Source organism: methane-oxidizing endosymbiont of Gigantopelta aegis, from assembly GCF_016097405.1.
In the GTDB taxonomy this organism is placed as follows: domain Bacteria; phylum Pseudomonadota; class Gammaproteobacteria; order Methylococcales; family Methylomonadaceae; genus Methylomarinum.
On record NZ_JAEHGD010000002.1, the window covers coordinates 521,223 to 540,900 of the forward strand.

Genomic DNA, 19,678 nt, shown 5'->3' on the forward strand with positions numbered 1-19,678 from the left:
TCAAGGATTGTTGTCGAAACTTTGGAGAGTCTGGACATGTCATTTCCAGAGCCGAAGGTTGATATCGCCAAAATCAAACGTAAATACCATAAATGGTTTGAGTGATCGGCGTTGAGAAAAATTACGCAAAAACCTTGCCAAATTAAAAAAAAGGGTTATAATACTCGAATCAATCGCGGGGTGGAGCAGCTTGGTAGCTCGTCGGGCTCATAACCCGAAGGTCGTAGGTTCAAATCCTGCCCCCGCTACCAAATTTTAAAGCCTGGTTCTTATCGTATAGGAACCAGGCTTTTTATTGCCTCAATGTTTTGTTATTCAGATCGTATTCAAGATCGACCGCAGCACGGCCATTTATGCTTGGCGGATGTTCGAAATTCTTCGGCCTCATGTAAACTCCAGTTTCTAGGTAACATTTGCATACAAACTAGGGGCTGTTGCCGTTTTGAAAATCCCCTTGAAATTCAATAACTCCGCCACATAGATTGTTTATTTTGACTCAAAAACAAGCAAACTATGCCCCGACAAATGCTTACGGATGAACTTTGGGAGAAACTGAAGATAATTATGTTGAAAATGGGAATTTATGACAAACCTTGTCTTCGAAAAACAGTCGAAGGTATTTTTTATCGCTTGCGAGTAGGTTGTCCCTGGAGAGATTTACCCACGGCTTTTGGTAATTGGAATGCGGTATATAAACGATTCAATGACTGGTCTCGTAAAGAAAAACTGATGGGTATTTTTAACGCCTTGGTTGTTGATCCAGACCTGGAATGGGAATTTATTGATGGGAGTATTGTGAAAGCACATCAGCATAGTAGTGGTGCGGCCTGTGAACAAGAAACAGCGATAGGGAAATCTGTCGCCGGGAACACCAGTAAAATTCATATGGCCGTTGATGCCTGTGGTCTTCCTATTCATTTCTCAGTGACAGGCGGCGAAGTTCATGACTGTAAAGAAGCACCGAAATTAGTTGCAGAGCTCCCAAAAGGTGACTATATAGTTGCTGACAGAGGCTATGACAGTGAAGCATTACGTCTTCAAATTAAAGACAAAGGGGCTGTTCCTGTTATCCCAAGAAAAGAATTCAACTCGGGGAAATGATGAAATGGATTGGTGTCTCTACAAATATCGCCATCTCGTTGAAAATGTGTTTGCAAGACTTAAGCATTTCAGAGCGATGCGCCTTTTTATGGTTACCTATGTGAAATGGCAACAGCCCCTAGTAGGCCATAACGATTTTAAGCGATTGTCAATAAGCGTAACTATTATCTCTAAGGCGTATAGTGCGCACCAATATACTCTTTTGAGCCGCATTAAAAGCTATTTGTGGCATGCGCCGTAAGCGTGCTCTAGTGTCAGGATTAAAGTCATGTTCTGTTTTCGACTAAAGTGGCAAAATTTGGTACAATCAAAAGGATTTTTTACCCTATTTCTATGTGAGCGAGTGAGGCCTTAGCGTAGCTGTCAAGGTGTTTTAAGGACGCCCTGTACAGGGTGTTGAACGAACAGATTCAACACTATTGGCTTTTACTTGGGTTGCATGAGGTGTTTTGCGCGTTAAGCGTTTATGTCTGTTTTTGGATGCCACGGAGTTATGTCGGATTTCGCAAAAGAAATTGTACCTGTAAATCTCGAAGATGAGATGAAGCAATCTTATCTGGATTATGCCATGAGTGTCATTGTTGGCCGGGCATTGCCAGATGTCAGGGATGGATTGAAGCCGGTTCATCGGCGTGTCTTATATGCTATGCATGTACTGGGCAATGATTGGAATAAACCGTATAAAAAATCGGCCCGTGTGGTGGGTGATGTTATTGGTAAATATCATCCGCATGGTGATACGGCGGTTTATGACACCATTGTCAGAATGGCGCAGCCTTTTTCGTTGCGCTATATGCTGGTCGACGGACAGGGCAATTTCGGATCGGTCGATGGCGATTCGCCCGCCGCGATGCGTTACACCGAAGTCAGGATGTCAAAGATTGCGCATGAGTTGCTAGCGGATCTAGACAAGGAAACCGTCGATTTTATTCCCAACTATGACGACTCGGAGACAGAACCTGCGGTTATGCCGACCCGGATTCCGAACTTGTTAGCCAATGGATCATCCGGTATTGCAGTCGGTATGGCGACCAATATTCCACCTCACAATCTGACAGAAGTGATTACGGCGTGTTTGGCGCTGATTGAAAATCCGGATTTAAGCATTGCTGAGCTGATTAACATCATTCCTGGGCCAGATTTTCCGACAGCCGGTATTATCAATGGTGCATCCGGAATTTATGATGCCTACAGCACTGGCCGTGGCAAAATTTATGTGCGCGCACGCTGCCATTTTGAAGAAATCGGTAGTAATGGTCGACAAGCGATTATTACGACCGAGCTGCCTTATCAGGTTAACAAGGCACGCTTGCTGGAAAAAATCGCCGAAATGGTCAAAGAGGGCAAAATCGAGGGTATTTCCGGCCTGCGTGATGAATCCGATAAAGACGGCATGCGCATGGTGATTGAATTACGGCGTGGGGAAGTGCCCGAAGTCATTCTGAATAATTTGTACAAGCAAACCCAATTGCAAACCGTATTCGGTATCAATATGGTGGCTTTGCATCATGGCCGCCCACATTTAATGAATCTGAAAGAGATTCTGGTTGCGTTTATTGATCATCGGCGTGAAATTGTCACGCGGCGGACCCTTTATAATTTGCGTAAGGCACGGGAGCGTGCGCATATTTTAGAAGGGCTGGCGGTCGCTTTAGCCAATATCGATGAAATGATCGAGTTGATCAAAACATCACCAACGCCGGCCGAAGCCAAAAAGGGTTTGTTAGCGCGAAATTGGGAACCCGGCCTGGTATCAGCATTGCTAGATCGAGCCGATTCTGCGCGCTCCCGGCCTGAGAATTTGCCGGCCGAGTTTGGGTTGGTCGATAACTTGTATCGATTATCTGAAGCTCAAGCCCAGGCGATTCTGGAGTTGCGGCTGCATCGTTTGACAGGTCTTGAACAAGATAAAATCATCAACGAATACAAGCAACTGCTAGAACAAATTGATGAATATCTGCATATTCTGGCCAGTGATGAGCGTTTGATGGAAGTCATTCGCGAAGAGCTAGAAGAGGTGCGGGAGAAATATGGTGATGAACGTCGCACCGAAATCATTCAGGATTATTTGAATCTGACGGCCGAAGACTTGATTACCGAAGAAGACATGGTCGTGACGATGTCTCATGAAGGTTATGTGAAGTCTCAACCATTAGATGATTACAAAGCGCAACGGCGGGGTGGGCGCGGTAAATCGGCGACGGCAACGAAAGAAGAGGATTTTGTTGAAAAACTGATTATCGCCAATACCCACGATACCATCTTGTGTTTTTCCTCGACCGGTAAGGTGTATTGGTTGAAAGTTTTTCAGTTGCCGGTGGCCAGCCGCTCGTCTCGTGGCAAACCATTTGTCAACTTACTCCCACTGGAAGAAGGCGAGAGAATCAATGCCATGTTGACAGTGCGGGAATATAGTGCGGATAAATATATCTTTATGGCAACGGCCGCGGGTACGGTTAAAAAGACACCATTAAAGGAGTTTGAACGGCAGCGCGCGAATGGCAAGATTGCCATTGATTTGCGCGAGAATGATACGCTGGTGGGGGTTGACATTACCGATGGCAAACAGAATATTTTATTGTTTAGCAGCGATGGTAAGGCGGTTTGTTTTAATGAACGTGATGTTCGCTCAATGGGCAGGACAGCCGCCGGTGTTCGCGGCATTCGGTTACAGCCGGGGCAAAAAGTAATTTCCCTGATTGTCGCTAGCGAAGGTACTGTACTGATTGTCACTGAAAATGGGTATGGCAAGCGTACGCGACTGGAGGAATTTACCTTACATAAACGCGGTGGACAAGGTTTGATTGCGATTCAAACCTCTGAGCGCAATGGCGCGGTTGTGGGTGCGGTTTTGGTTAATGACGATGATGAAATCATGCTGATTACCAATGGTGGTACGCTGGTTCGAACTCGGGTGAGCGAAATTCGAGTGATGGGCAGAAATACACAGGGAGTTACCGTCATTAAACCGGATAAAGGCGAGAAAGTGGTCGGTGTTGATCGCATCGATGCCTTGCCTGACGATGAAACAGAACAACCTGATGAAAGCAACGACGGAGAACATGACTAATGTCGCGGATATTTAATTTTAGCGCCGGCCCTTCAACCTTGCCGGAAGCCGTTTTAAAACAAGCACAGGAAGAAATGCTGGATTGGCGTGGAACCGGTATGTCGGTGATGGAAATGAGTCATCGCGGCAAACAGTTTATGTCAATCGCACAAGAGCTGATGCAGGATTTGCGTGATTTAATGCAGATTCCAGAGAGTCATAAAATCGCTTTGTTACAGGGCGGTGCGACAGCACAGTTCTCCTTTATTCCGCAGAATATTTTGGGCGATGAAAACAAAGCTTGTTATGTCAATACCGGTGCATGGTCTAAAAAAGCGATTAAAGACGGTGGACGTTTTTGCGATGTAACCGTTGTTGCCGATGCTAAGGACAGTAATTATACAACGATTCCGGATGTCGCCGATTGGGAACAGGTTGCCGATGCCGGTTATTTGCATTACACCAGTAATGAGACCATTCATGGTGTCGAGTTTCAGGATATTCCCGATGTCGGTGATTTACCCTTGGTGGCGGATATGTCGTCCAATATTTTATCCCGCCCGGTCGATGTTAGTCGCTTTGGTCTGATTTATGCCGGCACGCAGAAAAACATGGGGCCTGCGGGGGTGACGGTTGTAATTGTGCGCGAAGATTTATTGGGCCGTACTCGCGACAGTGTGCCGCCGGTGTTTAATTATCAGCAGCAAATCGACAATGACTCCATGCTGAATACGCCAGCGACTTATAACTGGTATTTAGTCGGTCTGGTCTTGAAATGGTTGAAGCAACAAGGTGGTATTGCGGCAATGGAAACAATCAATCGTCGTAAGGCCGATAAGCTTTATCAAGCTATCGATCAGTCCAGCTTATATAGTAATCCGGTGGATAAGGCTTATCGTTCGCGGATGAATATCCCCTTTGTTTTGGCCGATAGTAGTCTAGATCAAGAATTTCTGGCCCTGGCCGAGCAAAACGGGTTAAGCAGCTTAAAAGGTCATCGTTCGGTTGGCGGTATGCGTGCCAGTATCTATAACGCCATGCCCGAAGCGGGTGTCGATGCCTTGATTGATTTCATGCAGGAATTTGAGAGAACGCATTAAGCCGATGACGGATATTATCCCGCTTTCACAATTACGCGAGAAAATCGACCAATTGGATGAGCAGATTCTGACACTGATCAATCAGCGTGCGCAGTGTGCGATGGAAGTTGCTAAAACCAAGTTGGCGCAAGGCGAAACCGGTAGTTTCTATCGTCCAGATCGAGAGGCTTTGGTGTTGCGCCGGATCGAACAGCTCAATCCGGGGCCGTTATCCAATGACACGGCAAAATATTTCTTTCGTGAAATCATGTCGGCCTGCCTAGCCTTGGAAAAACCACTGGAAGTGGCGTACTTAGGGCCGGAAGGCACCTTTACCCAACAAGCGACATTTAAGCATTTTGGTCATGCGGTCAAAGATATTCCTGTCGCTACCATCGGTGAGATTTTCAATGCGGTAGAAAACGGGCATTACCAATTTGGTGTAGTGCCAGTCGAAAATTCTACCGAAGGCGTCATTGCGCACACGCTGGATCGGTTTATGGGCTCCTCATTGAAGATATGCGGGGAAGTTGAAATACGCGTGCATCATAATCTGATGGGCAAGATGGAAAAATTGGCGCAGATTACCGAGGTCTATTCTCATCAGCAATCGTTGGCGCAATGTCGGCAATGGTTGTCGGCCAATTTACCCGGTGTGCCATGTACGGCGGTCAGCAGCAATGCAGAAGCGGCCCGCTTGGCCAGTCTCGAGCCAGGCAAAGCGGCTATCGCCAGTTCGGTGGCGGCAGAAATTTATCAACTTAATATTTTGGAAAAGAATATTGAGGATGATTGTAACAATACTACGCGTTTTATTATCATCGGCACCTTGCAGCCGGATTCTACAGGTTATGATAAAACCTCAATTCTGGTTTCGACGGGTAATCAATCCGGCGCCTTATATAAAATACTCCGGCCATTTGCCGAACATGGTATCAGTCTGTCACATATTGAATCGCGTCCTTCACGACAAGGATTATGGGAGTATGTATTTTTTATGGATATCAATGGCCACCAACAGGATGATTCGGTCAAAAAAGCATTGGCGCAGTTACGTGACAATGTACAGGTGTTGAAGATTTTGGGGTCATACCCTAAGGCAGCAATTTAATGACAACCTCAAGCGTGTTCGACCTGGCCTTGCCGGGCATACAAAAATTGATTCCCTATACGCCAGGAAAGCCGATTGAAGAACTGGAGCGGGAGCTGGGCTTAAGTGAAATCATCAAACTTGCCTCGAATGAAAATCCATTAGGTCCAAGTCCTCGGGTGACTGATGCGATTAAGCAAGCCTTACCTGAAATAACACGCTATCCTGATGGTAATGGGTTTAAGCTGAAAACCGTACTGGCTGAAAAATATGGTGTAGAGCTTAACCAGATTACCCTGGGGAATGGTTCGAACGAGATACTGGAGTTGGTGGCACGAACCTTTTTAACGCCGGACTTAAATGTCGTTTTTTCTCAACATGCTTTTGCCGTCTATCCGTTGGTCACGCAGGCTGTCGGTGCACAGGCGCAAGAGGTAGCGGCGCGTAATTATGGGCATGACTTGACCGCGATGCGGGCGCATATAAACGATAAAACACGGCTGGTGTTTATCGCTAATCCCAATAATCCGACAGGAACCTTATTGACGGCCGATGTACTGGAAGAATTTATTGCCAGTTTGCCGGCACATGTTATTTGTGTTTTGGATGAGGCCTATTATGAATATGTTGATCCTGCACAACGCGCGGATTCTATCGCCTGGTTAGCGCGTTATCCCAATCTACTGATTACGCGGACTTTTTCAAAAGCTTATGGTTTGGCCGGTTTGCGAGTCGGATTTGGTCTGGCTTCGGCTGAAATGAGTGATTTGTTAAATCGGGTCAGGCAGCCGTTTAATAATAATGCGCTAGCGCTGGTCGCGGCAGAAACGGCCTTACAGGATCAAGATTATTTACAACATAGCGTCGCCACCAATAATGCGGGTATGCAGCTGTTGACAGAGGTTTTTGATACACTGGGATTAAGCCCGATTCCATCGGCGGGTAATTTTGTGTCGGTCGATTTTGGCCGTGATGCCCAGCCGATTTATCAGGCGTTACTGAAAAAAGGTGTGATTGTCCGACCTGTGGCTAATTATGGTATGCCGACTTTCTTACGCATCAGTATCGGCACCGACGCTGAAAATCGCTTTTTTATTCAAGCGTTAAGAGACGTTCTAAATCATGTTTGATAAGCTTTGCCTCATCGGTGTTGGCTTGATTGGCAGTTCTGTAGCGAGGGCTGCGCGGCAGAATGGTCTGTGTCAGCACATCGTGGCATTTGGCCGAGAGCAGGATCAGGGCAATTTACAACGCGCGGAACAACTGGGCGTGATTGATGCGTTTTCCACCGATATAAAAACAGCCGTCGATGCTGCCGATTGTGTCATTATTGCAACACCGGTCGGGGCGGTTGAAGCTGTATTAACAGCATTGAAATCGGTTTGGAATGAAAATGCGGTGTACACCGATGTCGGTAGCACCAAGGGCAATATTGTTGCGGCTGCCGAAAATGTATTCAACACCGTGCCGGCTAATTTTATTCCAGCCCATCCTATTGCCGGTGCTGAAAACAGCGGGGTCGATGCCGGTCGCGCCGATTTATTTAACGGCAAACGTGTCATTATGACGCCGCTGCCGAATAACGCAGACTGGGCGATCGATAAAGTGCGTCGTTTTTGGCAGGGCTTGGGCGCCGATGTGTCTGAAATGGATGTGGATCATCATGACAAAGTGTTGGCGGCCACTAGCCATTTACCGCATATTTTAGCCTTTGCGCTGGTCGATTTGTTAGGCAGAAAGGATGAGCAGGAAGAAATTTTTAACTATGCAGCTGGTGGTTTCAAGGACTTTACTCGCATAGCATCTAGCGATCCAACGATGTGGCAAGATATTTGTCTGGCTAATAAACAACATATTATACCGCTGATTCAACAGCTACAGCTTGAATTGGGCGAAATAGAAAAATTGCTGGCTGACGACGATGGTCAGCAGCTCGCCGAAATTTTTACCTATGCCAATCAGGCAAGGCAACGTTTTCTTGATCAGTTAAAACCATAGAAATGACTCAAAAAATTACATTTACAGTACAACCCGGTGGTAGCCTTAATGGCAGTATCCGTGTGCCAGGCGATAAATCCATGTCTCACCGTTCCATTATGCTGGGATCGATTGCCGACGGCACCACACATGTCAAAGGTTTTTTGGAAGCCGAAGATGCCTTGGCGACGCTGAAAGCGTTTCGTGCCATGGGTGTTGAAATCGAAGGCCCTGAAAACGGCGAAGTCACGATTCATGGTGTCGGCAAGCATGGCTTGAAACAGCCGGAAGGTCCGTTATATCTGGGCAACTCCGGAACTTCCATGCGTTTGTTGTGCGGTTTATTGTCGGGCCAGGATTTCGATACCATTTTAACCGGCGACGCATCGTTGGAATCACGTCCGATGAGGCGGGTGACTGAACCCTTGGCTAAAATGGGGGCCGAAATCGAGACCCAGGCAGATGGCACTGCACCATTGAAAATAAAAGGCGGCCGCAAACTGAAGGGGATACATTATGATATGCCGGTTGCTAGCGCGCAGGTGAAATCCTGTTTGTTGCTGGCCGGAATGTACGCCGAAGGCGAAACCGTCGTTGCCGAGCCGGCGCCGACTCGCGACCATACCGAACGCATGCTAAATGGTTTTTCTTATCCGGTCAAACGGGAAGGCAATAAAGCGATTATCGATTCCAATGGTCGCTTGAAAGCCTGTGATATCGATGTGCCTAGCGATATTTCTTCGGCCGCATTTTTTCTGGTCGGTGCCAGTATTGCACCTAATTCCGATGTCACCTTGCGTCATGTCGGTATCAATCCAACGCGCACCGGTGTCATCGATATTTTGAAAATGATGGGGGCGAATATCGAAGTCTTCAACGAAAAGACGGTGGGCGGAGAGCCTGTGGCCGATATTCGTGTTCGATCAAGCCAGCTAAAAGGTATTGATATTCCTGAGCGACTGGTGCCGCTGGCTATCGATGAATTTCCGGTATTATTTGTCGCAGCGGCTTGTGCCGAAGGGCAGACTCGTTTGACCGGGGCGAAAGAATTACGGGTTAAAGAGTCTGACCGGATTCAGGTGATGGCCGATGGCCTGCAGGCCCTGGGTGTGGATGCGACGCCGACTGAGGATGGCATGATTATTAACCAATCTGAAATAGGTGGCGGTACGGTTGATTCGCATGGTGATCATAGAATCGCGATGGCGTTTTCTATCGCCGGGCTGCGTGCTAACGATACGATTACGATTCAGGATTGCCAAAATGTGAATACATCATTTCCTGAATTTAAAACATTGGTCACAGAATTAGGTCTGAATCTGACATGAATATCCCTGTTTTAACCATAGATGGGCCAAGCGGGGCAGGTAAAGGAACGGTGAGTCGTGCTATTGCTCGAAAGTTAGGTTGGCATTATCTCGATAGCGGTTCAATTTACCGAGCATTGGCTATTGCAGTGTTAAAGCAAGGCTTGAAATTGGATGATATTGCCGCCATTACTGAACTTGCAGGCCATATTCAATTGCAATTTATTTGCGAAGATGATGACTTGCAGGTCAACTTGAATGGCGAAGATATTTCTGCCCAACTCGGGACGGAAACGACCGGTAATACGGCCTCTATTATTGCCGCTTATCCCGAAGTTCGTGCTGTGCTACTACAAAAGCAAAAGGATTTCAAGCGTGCGCCGGGTTTGGTTGCCGACGGCCGGGACATGGGAACGGTCGTATTTCCCGATGCTGAGTTTAAAGTATTTTTAACGGCCAGCGCTGAGGAACGGGCAAAAAGGCGATATAAACAGTTGATTGAAAAAGGAATAGATGCTAACCTTTGTCAGATTACCAGTGAGATAGAGGCGCGTGATCGTCGTGATCGAGAACGCGCAACTGCGCCGTTAAGGCCAGCTGAAGATGCGTTATGTATTGATTCTTCTGGCCTGACGATAGAGCAGGTTATTGCGAAGGTAATGGATTTGATTCGTCAGTCAGGCTCAGCAATTGAATGAGACTGACTTTTGGGGAGGTCTGGACGCTCCAGGCTGCTTTTTTTTAACTTTATATATTTGATTAAAGCCTGTTTGCTTTAAAACGGGTTTGGGAAAGAAACAATGAGCGAAAGCTTTGCAGAATTATTTGAAGAGAGTTTGGCCAAGACGGAAATGCGTCCTGGTGCAATGTTAAAAGGTACCGTAATTGATATCGAAAATGAGTACGTTATTGTCAGTACTCAGGCTAAATCGGAAGGTATCATTCCGAAATGGCAGTTTTTGAATGCGGATGGTGAACTGGAAGTTGAAGTCGGCGACGAAATTGAGGTTGCGCTCGATTTGTTTGAAGATGGATTGGGGTCAACCATTCTTTCCCGTGATAAAGCGAAGAAAAACAAAGCCTGGGCTGAGTTGGAAAAAGCCTTTGAAAATGACGAAACTGTTGTCGGGCGTATCAACGGAAAAGTGCGCGGTGGATTTACCGTCGCTGTTGGCGCCTTGCGTGCGTTCTTGCCAGGCTCTCTGGTTGATGTACGCCCCATTCGTGATACTTCTTTCTTGGAAGGTCGCGACTTGGAATTTAAAGTCATCAAAATCGATCAAAAACGTAACAATGTCGTATTGTCACGTCGTGCTGTTGTTGAAAAAGAATACAGTGCAGAGCGCGAAGAGTTGATGAAAACGCTGGAAGATGGTGCAGTCGTTAAAGGTATCGTTAAAAACCTGACCGACTATGGTGCATTCATTGATTTAGGCGGCATCGATGGTCTGTTACACATTACCGACATGGCATGGCGTCGTGTGCGTCATCCTTCCGAGTGTGTGGAAATTGGCCAGGAAATCGAAGTTAAGGTTCTTAAATTCGACAAAGAAAAAACCCGTGTTTCACTGGGTATGAAGCAAATGGAAGAAGATCCATGGCAAAATATTGCCCGTCGCTATCCTGCTGGCAGCCGTGTATTCGGCAAGGTCAACAACCTGACCGATTACGGTTGCTTTGTTGAAATTGAAGAAGGTGTTGAAGGTCTGGTTCACGTTTCTGAAATGGATTGGACAAACAAAAACGTCAATCCTGCTAAAGTAGTCCAACTGGGTGACGAAGTTGAAGTCATGGTTTTGGAAATTGACGAAGAACGCCGTCGGATTTCACTGGGTATGAAACAGTGTCGCCAGAATCCATGGGATGAATTTGCTGCATTGCATAAAAAAGGCGATAAAATCACTGGCAAAATCAAATCAATCACCGATTTCGGTATCTTCATTGGTCTGGAAGGCGGTATTGACGGCTTGGTTCATACCTCTGATATTTCCTGGAATGAGAGCGACGAAGAAGCCATTCGTAAATACAAGAAAGGTGATGAAGTCGAAACGGTCATTCTGGCCATCGATCCAGAGCGTGAGCGTATTTCTTTAGGGATTAAACAGTTAGAGCAAGATCCATTCCAGAACTTTATTGTAGCGCATGAAAAAGGCAGCCTGGTTAAAGGTAAGGTTAAAGAGGTTGATGCCAAAGGAGCTGTTATCGAACTCGGTGACAATATTGAAGGCTACCTGAGAGCATCTGAAATTCAGCGTGATCGTGTTGAAGATGCACGGACGTTGTTGAATGTTGGTGATGAAATCGAAGCTAAATTTATCGGTGTCGATAAGAAAAACAAAACGATTTCTTTGTCAATTAAAGCCAAAGATCAGGAAGAAGAAAAGAATGCACTGAAGGATTACAGTCAGCAAGCTGCGGCTGGTTCAGCGACTTTAGGTGATCTTTTCAAGCAACAGATCGAAAAATAATGCCTGGAAAGGGGTATGGCTTAAGTCATACCTCTTTTTCTTTTTTCGGAATAGACTGTGACAAAATCAGAATTAATTGAAGCACTTGCCAGACAACAACCACATTTGGCATTGAAAGATGTGGAATTGGCCGTAAAATGTATCATCGATCAGATGAGTGAAACATTAGCAAGTGGTGAACGGATTGAAATTCGCGGGTTTGGCAGTTTTTCGTTACATCACAGGCCACCACGAATTGGGCGTAATCCCAAAACGGGTGAGTCTGTTTCGTTAACTGAAAAATTTGTGCCACACTTCAAGCCAGGCAAGGAATTGCGTGATCGAGTCGATGCCTCTCGTGAGAAATACAAAATAATCGATTAACTTTATTGGCGCAGCAAAACGTATGAAATTATTGGCAACACTTGTATTTATTTCAATCTTTTTTGTTGCGCTGGTATTTTCTGTTCTTAATTTTCAAAGCGTAGAGATCAATCTCTACTTCTTTAAGATTTCCTTACCTTTGACGGTTGCTTTGACCGTAGAATTATTTGGTGGCATCATTATTGGCTATTTGGTTGCCATGGTTAATATCATGAAGCTGAAAGCTCAATACAGTCAGTTGAGTCGTCAATTGGCTAAAGAAAAACACGCTGAATAGGATTTCAGGACGGCTTTTGTATTTCCTGCACGCCGTTTTCTGTTGCAAGTACGACAATATCAGCTTGGGGCGAAAAAATACCATGCTCTATGATTCCCGGCGTTGTATTCAAAATATGTTCAATCTTTTGAAGGTCTACTTGCTCAGGAAATTTCATATCAAGAATCAAGCTGCCGTAGGATGATACGGCCAATCCATTACCTTGTTGACGAAGCTTTCCTTTTGCACCCTGTTTTTCGAGTTGGTATTTAACCATTTGCCAAGCAAAGGGCATGACTTCGATAGGAATCGGGAATTTGTTACCGATAGAAGGTACTTGTTTGCTCTGATCGACCAGTGCAATAAATTGATGGCTTGCGGTGGCCAAGAGTTTTTCTCTAACCAGATCAGCGCCCTGGCCTTTTAATAAGGTATTATCTGGCGCTACTTCATCGGCCCCATCTACATAAATATCAATATGTTCGAGTTGTTCTAACGATACCAGTGGCAGTCCTAAGTCGCGTGCTTTGATCATGCTGACAATCGAGCTGGCAACGACATGGATATGCACATTTTCCTGTTTGTATTTATGCGCTAGTGCTTCGATAAAGCAATCGGCTGTAGAGCCTGTGCCAAGCCCTATTATCATATTGTCTGTTATCCACTGAAGCGCGTGTCTGGCGACACGTTGTTTGTTATTCATTGAAGCTTTTTGACTTTATCCAGAACTTCATTGGCGTGGCCCTCATGCGAAACACCGTACAGTGCATCTACGATATTGCCGTTTTTATCGATAATAAAGGTGGAGCGTAAAATAGCCATTTTTTTAACGCCATTTTTTTCCTTTTCACGCCAAACATCATACTTTTCACATAGCTCACCGCTTTCATCAGACAATAAGTCTACTTTAAGGCCATATTTTTTGATGAAATCAACGTGACTGGCGCAAGAGTCTTTGCTGACGCCTAGAATTACAGTATTTGTCGCGGCAAACTCATCAGCCAGGGCGGTAAAATCATTGGCTTCAATGGTGCAGCCTGGGGTGTCATCTTTAGGATAAAAATAAAGAACGACATTGTGTTTATCTTTAAAGTCAGATAAACGAACAACTTCGCCGTGTTGATTAGGGCAGCTAAAATCAGGAGCAGGCTGGTTTTTTTTTAACATGATGTATTCCTCGGGATGATGGAGCTTCGGTTTGATTATTACCGATGCGGCTCTGAAAATAAACCATAAACTTGCAAGGGAATCTATCAGGAACTGCAGGATATACTCTCCGCACATGAAAATAGAGCAAACCATCATGCACCGATAATTTGAAAATTCTCAGTTAAAAGTGAGCGCAAATTGTCGACATGCTTTTCTGGCTCAGAAAAGAATGTCTCGCAGGCTATTTTGAATTCTTTGAATGTTTCATAATACTGGTCATATAAGATTTCTTTCTTGAAATATCGCCAGTACCGTTCAATCAAATTAAGATTCGGCGCATACGGCGGTAAAAACACTAATTCAATTCGCGACATTTCAAGAAATTGTCTGACAGCCTTTGATCGGTAGTAGCGTGCATTATCGCAAATGATGTAAATAGTCCCAGCCTTCGGGTAACGTTCTTCAATCGCCTTACAAAGATCAATCGTTGCCTCGCCATTGATGGTGTCATAGAAGCGGCAGACAGTATCCAGAGAATCGATATTGACTGCACCGTTGACATTGAGACGTTGACGCCCGGTATTACTCTGAATCGTGAATTCCACACCACGCTTAATCCAACCACAAGCCATTACAGGATTATGTTGTGGATGAACACCATCCATGAACAATATCAAGTCTTCGGGCTGCTTGTCTTCCTTTAGTTGTTGATATTTCTCAAGGAACTCCAGTTGGGCTTTTGCATTAGCTTTGCCGGGTATCAGCTTGGGCTTTTTATAGACATAACCCAAGCGATGCAGCAAGCTGTCACACCGCGTTCACTATAGCGAACCTGCCAACGCTCTTTAATGTAAGCTGCAACCGATTTAGCGGTTAAGTGAAGATTTTTCTGCAGATATTCATCCAACTCGGTCGCTTCTGAAACCGATAAGAAACTGGCACTTCCAACATGCTGAGTTTGTAGGAGTTTAGCAAGACCACCTTTCTTATATTTTCGATAGTAGGTACGGATTGTATTGCGGTCAATGAGAAGTGCTTCGGCAACGTTTGTTGCTGACCAGCCTGAACCTAAAAGAATGATGGCTTTAACTCGGTCTGCATCACGTTTTTCTCGAAGCTCACCATGGGCTTCGCGCAAATCGGCTAATTCAGTCTCTGGAAGGGTGTAATTCGACATGGCCTTATTTTATATATTTCACTCCATTACGTCATCTTTTTATGCTAAATTCTCATTTGCGAAGAGTATAATTGCGAACAACCTGCTTTATTGCGTGCCCATTCCGGGCGTTTGGCGGCAAAATGTTGTTTATCGGGTTGCTCATCATACGGCCTGCGCATTACCTCTAACAATTCCTCTATCAGGGAAAAATCACCTGCTTCGGCTTTGTCAATGGCCATTTGTGACAGGTAATTGCGCAGAATGTATTTAGGATTGACGGCATTCATGCGTTGCTGACGGCTTTCGGTGGATTCATTATCCTGTCGGATGCGTTGGCTGTATAAACGTATCCAGTCGGCAAAGCGTTGACGATAATCCGGCGACAGTGAATCGGGCTGATACCAGGCATCAGATAACGGTGCCAAGCAGTCTGTATTCGATAAGGTCTGGTTTTCGACAGGCACATGGGCGAGAAGACGGAAGAACAGCGTCATATCGGTTTCGACTTCTGCAAGCAGAGTGAGCAAAGTCTGAACCAGCTTTGCATCGCTGTTCGGTTGCCAGTTTTTTAGACCTAATTTTTCCGCAAACATCGCCTGCCAGCCGTGTTCAAAGGTTGCATTGTATAAGGCCAGCGCATTTTGCAAGGGTTTGGCATCATTAATTAACGGGTAGATCGCATTAGCCAGTTGTAATAAATTCCACAGTGCAATTTCCGGTTGCTGGCTGTAGCGATAACGTCGATGCGTGCGGTCGGTCGTATTGGGTGTCCATTCCGGGTCGTAATGATCCAGCCAGCCATAAGGCCCATAATCGATGGTGATACCCAGAATCGACATATTATCGGTATTCATGACGCCATGTACAAAGCCTACGCGTTGCCAGTGTACAATCAGCTCGGCGGTTAAGCGGCAAACTTCTTCAAACCAGCAGATATAGGTGGCTTTTTCTATCTGTCCTGATTTAGGTAGTAGTTGTGGAAAGTCGCTGCGGATAGTGAAGTCTGCCAGTTGTTTTAAAACATTGAGTTCACCGCGCGCAGTGAATATCTGGAAACTGCCAAAACGGATAAATGAGGGTGCGGCTCTGCACACGATGGCACCTGGCTCAAGTTTTGCATCACCGTTGTAAAACATATCGCGCATTACTGTGTCGCCGGTCAGTGTCAGGCTGAGTGCCCGGGTGGTCGGTATGCCTAAATGAAACATGGCTTCACTGCATAAAAACTCGCGCACGGATGAACGTAACACAGCCAGGCCATCAGCCATGCGGGAATAAGGTGTCAAGCCGGCGCCTTTAAGCTGTAAGGTCCAGTGCTGGCCGTTATCGGCTAACACTTCGCCCAGATTGATTGCTCGTCCATCGCCTAACTGACCTGCCCACTGACCGAATTGATGGCCGCCATAGCACATGGCATAAGGCTGCATATCAGGTAACAGGCGGTTTCCACTCATGACCTGGGTAAAGCAACTTGATTCACAATCTGCCTCGCTCAAACCTAGGCTATGAGCCATTTCTTTTGAATAGGCGACTAATTGTGGCGCTTGTGTGGGCTTAGGACTCACAAAACTGAAACAAGCGCCGAAAACCTGCCGACAATGGTTGTGCATGTCAGGATCGGCCGGAAGTTGTCGGATGAAGCGGTTATCAAAAACCAGTTTATCTAAGCTGGGTAGAGCAGTAACGGTTGTCATACGTCGCATTCTAAAACAATAAACCGTTATTATTGGGCTAAGACTATGAAATATCTACCATAAAAAAATGATGGTTTAGCTGGATTATTCTTTGCTAGAGGGTTTCTGAGGACTAATCTGACTGTTGACTGCAATCGGCTTGTTGGGCATCGATTCGCCAGCGTTTGATGGTTTTATAGCGTGTTTGTATTTCGACCTTGATTTGTTTTTGTTTTAATTGTCGCGCCAGATTTTCAGCACGTTGTTTTTTGACAAACAAACCCAATGAAATAGCATTTTTCATCGGCCCTTTTCGGAACAGCCACAAGTTAGTGATCCCTTTAGCTTTAAGCTGTTGTTCGGTAGCTTGGGCCGTGTCGAAATCCTTGGCCGCCGGGATAAAAACCAGATAGGTCGAGGGTATGCTTTGTTTGATTTCGCGTATGTTCGAGGTGTCGAGATGTGGCGGCAATGCCTTTAATGCAGTCTGTTTACTAGCAAATGTTTTTGCTTCGATACAGGGGGCTATTACAGATTTTGGATTGGTTTTAGCGCGAGTATCTGAGTTGACTTCAGCTGTTTTATTAGGGGTGAGGGGGGATGTTGTCTCGGCTGTTTTTTCTGCAATTACTTTGGCGATTGTGGTTGCCGTTATTGCAGTCGTTGTCTCAGGAGGGACGACGGACTCAATAGGTTTTGATGGCAAGTCAGTCTTCGCGATAGCGGAAATTTTTTGTTCTATTTCGGATTGGGTTGTGGCTTCCTTTGTTTGGCTAGAGCTGATTTTATCTGTGGAACTTGAAGATAGCAGGGTTGTTTTTTCAGGGGCTTTAGTATCTGGTTCAGTCGGGCTATCTGTATGATCGGGTTCGATTGATTTCAATATATCTGGTGAGGTGAGATCATGTTTGGATTTGGCTATCGTTTCTGGTGTACGGGAGGCGATGATTTCATCCGTAAGTTTGGCTGGGACTTGGGCTGTTTTTTCCGAGACTGCTCCGGGTATTTCAGGAATGAGTGAGTGGGTGGGTTCAACAGACTCGGTTGGTGGGGTTGAATTGGCTAGAACGGTGGGTTTTTGTTCCGACTTTGTTTCAGCGTGCAGCAAGCGGTTTGCTGCAGGCGCTTCAGATAACAATAAAATCGTGGGTAAAGTTTGTTTTACAGAGGGGCTCTGAGATGTGTTGACGCCGGAGCCATATTGCAATTCCCACAGGAAAAAACTCAAGTTTGCGACGGCAATCAAGAAAAAGAAAAATTTTATCATTCAATCTTCGCAATAAAGGCTAAGGCCGGTTAAAACTAGGTTGGGTTCAATGTGGGTATCATATTTTAGGTGTGGCGCAATGCGTGAGGCATCGCCACCGGTTAAAATCAATCGAGCGTTTTCATCAAGGCTTTGCATGCTCTGTTCGATCAGTCCGCATGCGGCCAGTAAAGTTCCACTATAAATAGCCGCTTCGGTAAAATCCGCAAGGCCTGTCACATAATCCTGTTCTATGGCAGGCAAAAGTTGGGTGTTTTGGCTTAATGACTGCTGCATCATATGCAGGCCGGGGCAAATCAGTCCGCCTTTGTGTTGTCCATCGGCATGTAGATAATCCACTGTGATCGCGGTGCCGCAGTCAACCACCCAGCAATTCCCAAGCTGTTTATGGTGTGCGGCGATCAGCGCTAGCCAGCGGTCGATGCCGAGTTTTTCAGGTTGCCGATAAGCATTCTTGACCCCGTATTTTTCAGCCGAGGCCTGGGCTTGGATGATTTGAATGGTAGGCCAGAGTTGTTTAGCCAATATGATGATGCGTTCTGCAATGGATTGATGACTTACCGTGGCAATCGCCAGGCTATCGGCCGGGGGCAGGTTTTGCCAGTGTTGATACAGGTGATCGATAAATTGTGGTTGATGGTAATCTAACGCAGGTCGGCTGAAAAAATCATGCGCCTGTTGCCAAGCCCATTTAAGGCGACTATTGCCAATATCAAGCAGTATTTTCATGGCTGGGTCTGAAGCTGATTTCGCCGGAAGCGAAGATTTGCTGTTTGCCATCGGATTTGCGTAATAAGAGCTGGCCGTGCTCATCGATGCCCTCTAGAATCCCTTGGTGTTGCTGTTTGCCTTGATAGAGTGTGGCTGTTTTGCCATGCAGGCAATCGTGTTGCCGCCACTCTTCGATAAAAGGGGATAGGCCGGTTACGTCAAAATCGTGCAAGACTGGAACTAGCTGATTCAATAATTCAGCAGCCAAGCGATTACGCAGGCTAAAGGCCTTGTCGCCGATGATGCTGTACAGGTCGGTGCAGGGTTGGTCAATTGTTTGGGATAAGGGTTGTGGCAGAAAGCCGTTCAGGCCCAGGCCAATGACGGTATGGCAGGGACCTTCGGCTTCACCGCCGACCTCAATCAAAATTCCGCCCAGTTTTTTTTGTTGCCAGTAAATATCATTGGGCCATTTTAAACCGGCATCACGAATGTTTAAGCTGTTGAGTGCTCGAATCACTGCGACGCCAACAGCGAGGCTGAGCCCGGCAATGACCGCTGGGCCGGACTGGTAGTGATAGCGCAGAGATAAATAAATATTGCGACCAAAAGGCGATAGCCATTGTCGTCCGCGGCGCCCACGACCTTCTGTTTGATATTCAGCAAAGCAGGCCGTTGCGTGCGCGTTGTCGGCGTGCTGTAAATAGGTATTGGTGGAGGCTAAGCAGGGGTGAATTTCAAGTCGCTGTAACAGTGCCTTTGTGTTCCCATTGAGTGCCTGGCGGATAGAGTCTTCATCTAGTAGTTGTAATGGTTGGCTGAGTTTGTAGCCTTTGCCGCTGATGGCGCTATAGTGGAGGCCCAGCTTGTCGAGGTTTTGTAATTGTTTGCATACGGCCGAGCGACTGATGGCGGCGGATTCAGCCAATTCTGTGCCCGAATGAAACCGGCCATCGGCCAGTCGTGCCAGAATTTGCAGCAAATGTTGTGAAATAGCCATATTATCGGCAAATGGGTAAGAAAACGCGC

General features: G+C 46.1%; 18 protein-coding genes, 1 tRNA gene and 1 pseudogene. 12 read left to right on the plus strand and 8 right to left on the minus strand.

The window, feature by feature from the left end; all coding sequences use genetic code 11:
- Nucleotides 1–174: 174 nt before the first annotated feature.
- The 12 genes and pseudogenes from JEU20_RS13410 to JEU20_RS13465 all read left to right on the plus strand — a co-directional run bounded on the left by JEU20_RS13410 (nucleotide 175) and on the right by JEU20_RS13465 (nucleotide 12,711).
- Nucleotides 175–251 (plus strand) — tRNA-Met (locus tag JEU20_RS13410).
- 262 nt (nucleotides 252–513) lie between these two features.
- A pseudogene (locus JEU20_RS13415) lies at nucleotides 514–1,180 on the plus strand (IS5 family transposase); the annotation flags it as partial.
- A 414-nt stretch (nucleotides 1,181–1,594) separates the two neighbouring features.
- Nucleotides 1,595–4,171 (plus strand): DNA gyrase subunit A, encoded by a 2,577-nt coding sequence (gene gyrA / locus JEU20_RS13420; RefSeq protein ID WP_198246637.1) that lies wholly within the window; start codon nucleotides 1,595–1,597, stop codon nucleotides 4,169–4,171.
- On the plus strand, nucleotides 4,171–5,250 hold the full coding sequence (gene serC, locus JEU20_RS13425; RefSeq protein WP_198246638.1) for a 3-phosphoserine/phosphohydroxythreonine transaminase: 1,080 nt from the start codon (nucleotides 4,171–4,173) through the stop codon (nucleotides 5,248–5,250). Before gyrA ends, serC begins: the two co-directional genes overlap by 1 nt.
- A 4-nt stretch (nucleotides 5,251–5,254) precedes the next feature.
- On the plus strand, nucleotides 5,255–6,340 hold the full coding sequence (gene pheA, locus JEU20_RS13430) for a prephenate dehydratase (RefSeq protein WP_198246733.1): 1,086 nt from the start codon (nucleotides 5,255–5,257) through the stop codon (nucleotides 6,338–6,340).
- Nucleotides 6,340–7,449 (plus strand): histidinol-phosphate transaminase, encoded by a 1,110-nt coding sequence (gene hisC, locus JEU20_RS13435; RefSeq protein WP_198246639.1) that lies wholly within the window; start codon nucleotides 6,340–6,342, stop codon nucleotides 7,447–7,449. The genes pheA and hisC overlap by 1 nt, the downstream gene beginning before the upstream one ends.
- The gene (locus JEU20_RS13440; protein ID WP_198246640.1) at nucleotides 7,442–8,317 is read left to right on the plus strand and encodes a prephenate dehydrogenase; all 876 of its coding nucleotides are present in this window, start codon (nucleotides 7,442–7,444) and stop codon (nucleotides 8,315–8,317) included. Before hisC ends, JEU20_RS13440 begins: the two co-directional genes overlap by 8 nt.
- A gap of 2 nt (nucleotides 8,318–8,319) precedes the next feature.
- Complete coding sequence (aroA, locus tag JEU20_RS13445; protein WP_198246641.1) at nucleotides 8,320–9,624, plus strand: 3-phosphoshikimate 1-carboxyvinyltransferase; 1,305 nt, start codon at nucleotides 8,320–8,322, stop codon at nucleotides 9,622–9,624.
- Nucleotides 9,621–10,301: a (d)CMP kinase gene (gene cmk, locus JEU20_RS13450; protein WP_198246642.1), complete on the plus strand. Its 681-nt coding sequence runs from the start codon at nucleotides 9,621–9,623 to the stop codon at nucleotides 10,299–10,301. Before aroA ends, cmk begins: the two co-directional genes overlap by 4 nt.
- 102 nt (nucleotides 10,302–10,403) lie before the next feature.
- Nucleotides 10,404–12,071, plus strand: coding sequence for a 30S ribosomal protein S1 (gene rpsA, locus JEU20_RS13455; protein WP_198246643.1), 1,668 nt, complete (start codon nucleotides 10,404–10,406; stop codon nucleotides 12,069–12,071).
- Nucleotides 12,072–12,128: 57 nt separating this feature from the next.
- Nucleotides 12,129–12,434 carry an integration host factor subunit beta gene (locus JEU20_RS13460; RefSeq protein WP_198246644.1) on the plus strand — a complete coding sequence of 102 codons (306 nt, stop codon included), beginning with the start codon at nucleotides 12,129–12,131 and terminating at the stop codon, nucleotides 12,432–12,434.
- A 22-nt stretch (nucleotides 12,435–12,456) separates the two neighbouring features.
- Nucleotides 12,457–12,711 carry a LapA family protein gene (locus JEU20_RS13465; RefSeq protein WP_198246645.1) on the plus strand — a complete coding sequence of 85 codons (255 nt, stop codon included), beginning with the start codon at nucleotides 12,457–12,459 and terminating at the stop codon, nucleotides 12,709–12,711.
- A gap of 4 nt (nucleotides 12,712–12,715) precedes the next feature.
- Here JEU20_RS13465 and rpiA read toward each other — a convergent pair whose 3' ends face one another.
- The 8 genes from rpiA to birA all read right to left on the minus strand — a co-directional run bounded on the left by rpiA (nucleotide 12,716) and on the right by birA (nucleotide 19,649).
- On the minus strand, nucleotides 12,716–13,393 hold the full coding sequence (gene rpiA, locus JEU20_RS13470) for a ribose-5-phosphate isomerase RpiA (protein ID WP_198246646.1): 678 nt from the start codon (nucleotides 13,391–13,393) through the stop codon (nucleotides 12,716–12,718).
- Nucleotides 13,390–13,857 carry a peroxiredoxin gene (locus tag JEU20_RS13475; protein WP_198246734.1) on the minus strand — a complete coding sequence of 156 codons (468 nt, stop codon included), beginning with the start codon at nucleotides 13,855–13,857 and terminating at the stop codon, nucleotides 13,390–13,392. Before JEU20_RS13475 ends, rpiA begins: the two co-directional genes overlap by 4 nt.
- 134 nt (nucleotides 13,858–13,991) lie before the next feature.
- Nucleotides 13,992–14,642 carry an IS630 family transposase gene (locus JEU20_RS15390; protein WP_245395261.1) on the minus strand — a complete coding sequence of 217 codons (651 nt, stop codon included), beginning with the start codon at nucleotides 14,640–14,642 and terminating at the stop codon, nucleotides 13,992–13,994.
- Complete coding sequence (locus JEU20_RS15395; RefSeq protein WP_245395262.1) at nucleotides 14,600–15,016, minus strand: helix-turn-helix domain-containing protein; 417 nt, start codon at nucleotides 15,014–15,016, stop codon at nucleotides 14,600–14,602. Before JEU20_RS15395 ends, JEU20_RS15390 begins: the two co-directional genes overlap by 43 nt.
- 44 nt (nucleotides 15,017–15,060) lie before the next feature.
- On the minus strand, nucleotides 15,061–16,692 hold the full coding sequence (locus tag JEU20_RS13485; protein WP_198246647.1) for a protein adenylyltransferase SelO: 1,632 nt from the start codon (nucleotides 16,690–16,692) through the stop codon (nucleotides 15,061–15,063).
- 112 nt (nucleotides 16,693–16,804) lie between these two features.
- Nucleotides 16,805–17,938, minus strand: a complete 1,134-nt coding sequence (locus JEU20_RS13490; RefSeq protein WP_198246648.1) for a hypothetical protein — start codon at nucleotides 17,936–17,938, stop codon at nucleotides 16,805–16,807.
- Nucleotides 17,939–18,667, minus strand: coding sequence for a type III pantothenate kinase (locus JEU20_RS13495; RefSeq protein WP_198246649.1), 729 nt, complete (start codon nucleotides 18,665–18,667; stop codon nucleotides 17,939–17,941).
- Entirely contained in the window at nucleotides 18,651–19,649 is a 999-nt protein-coding gene (birA, locus tag JEU20_RS13500) for a bifunctional biotin--[acetyl-CoA-carboxylase] ligase/biotin operon repressor BirA (protein WP_198246650.1), read from the minus strand. The genes JEU20_RS13495 and birA overlap by 17 nt, the downstream gene beginning before the upstream one ends.
- Nucleotides 19,650–19,678 lie beyond the last annotated feature (29 nt).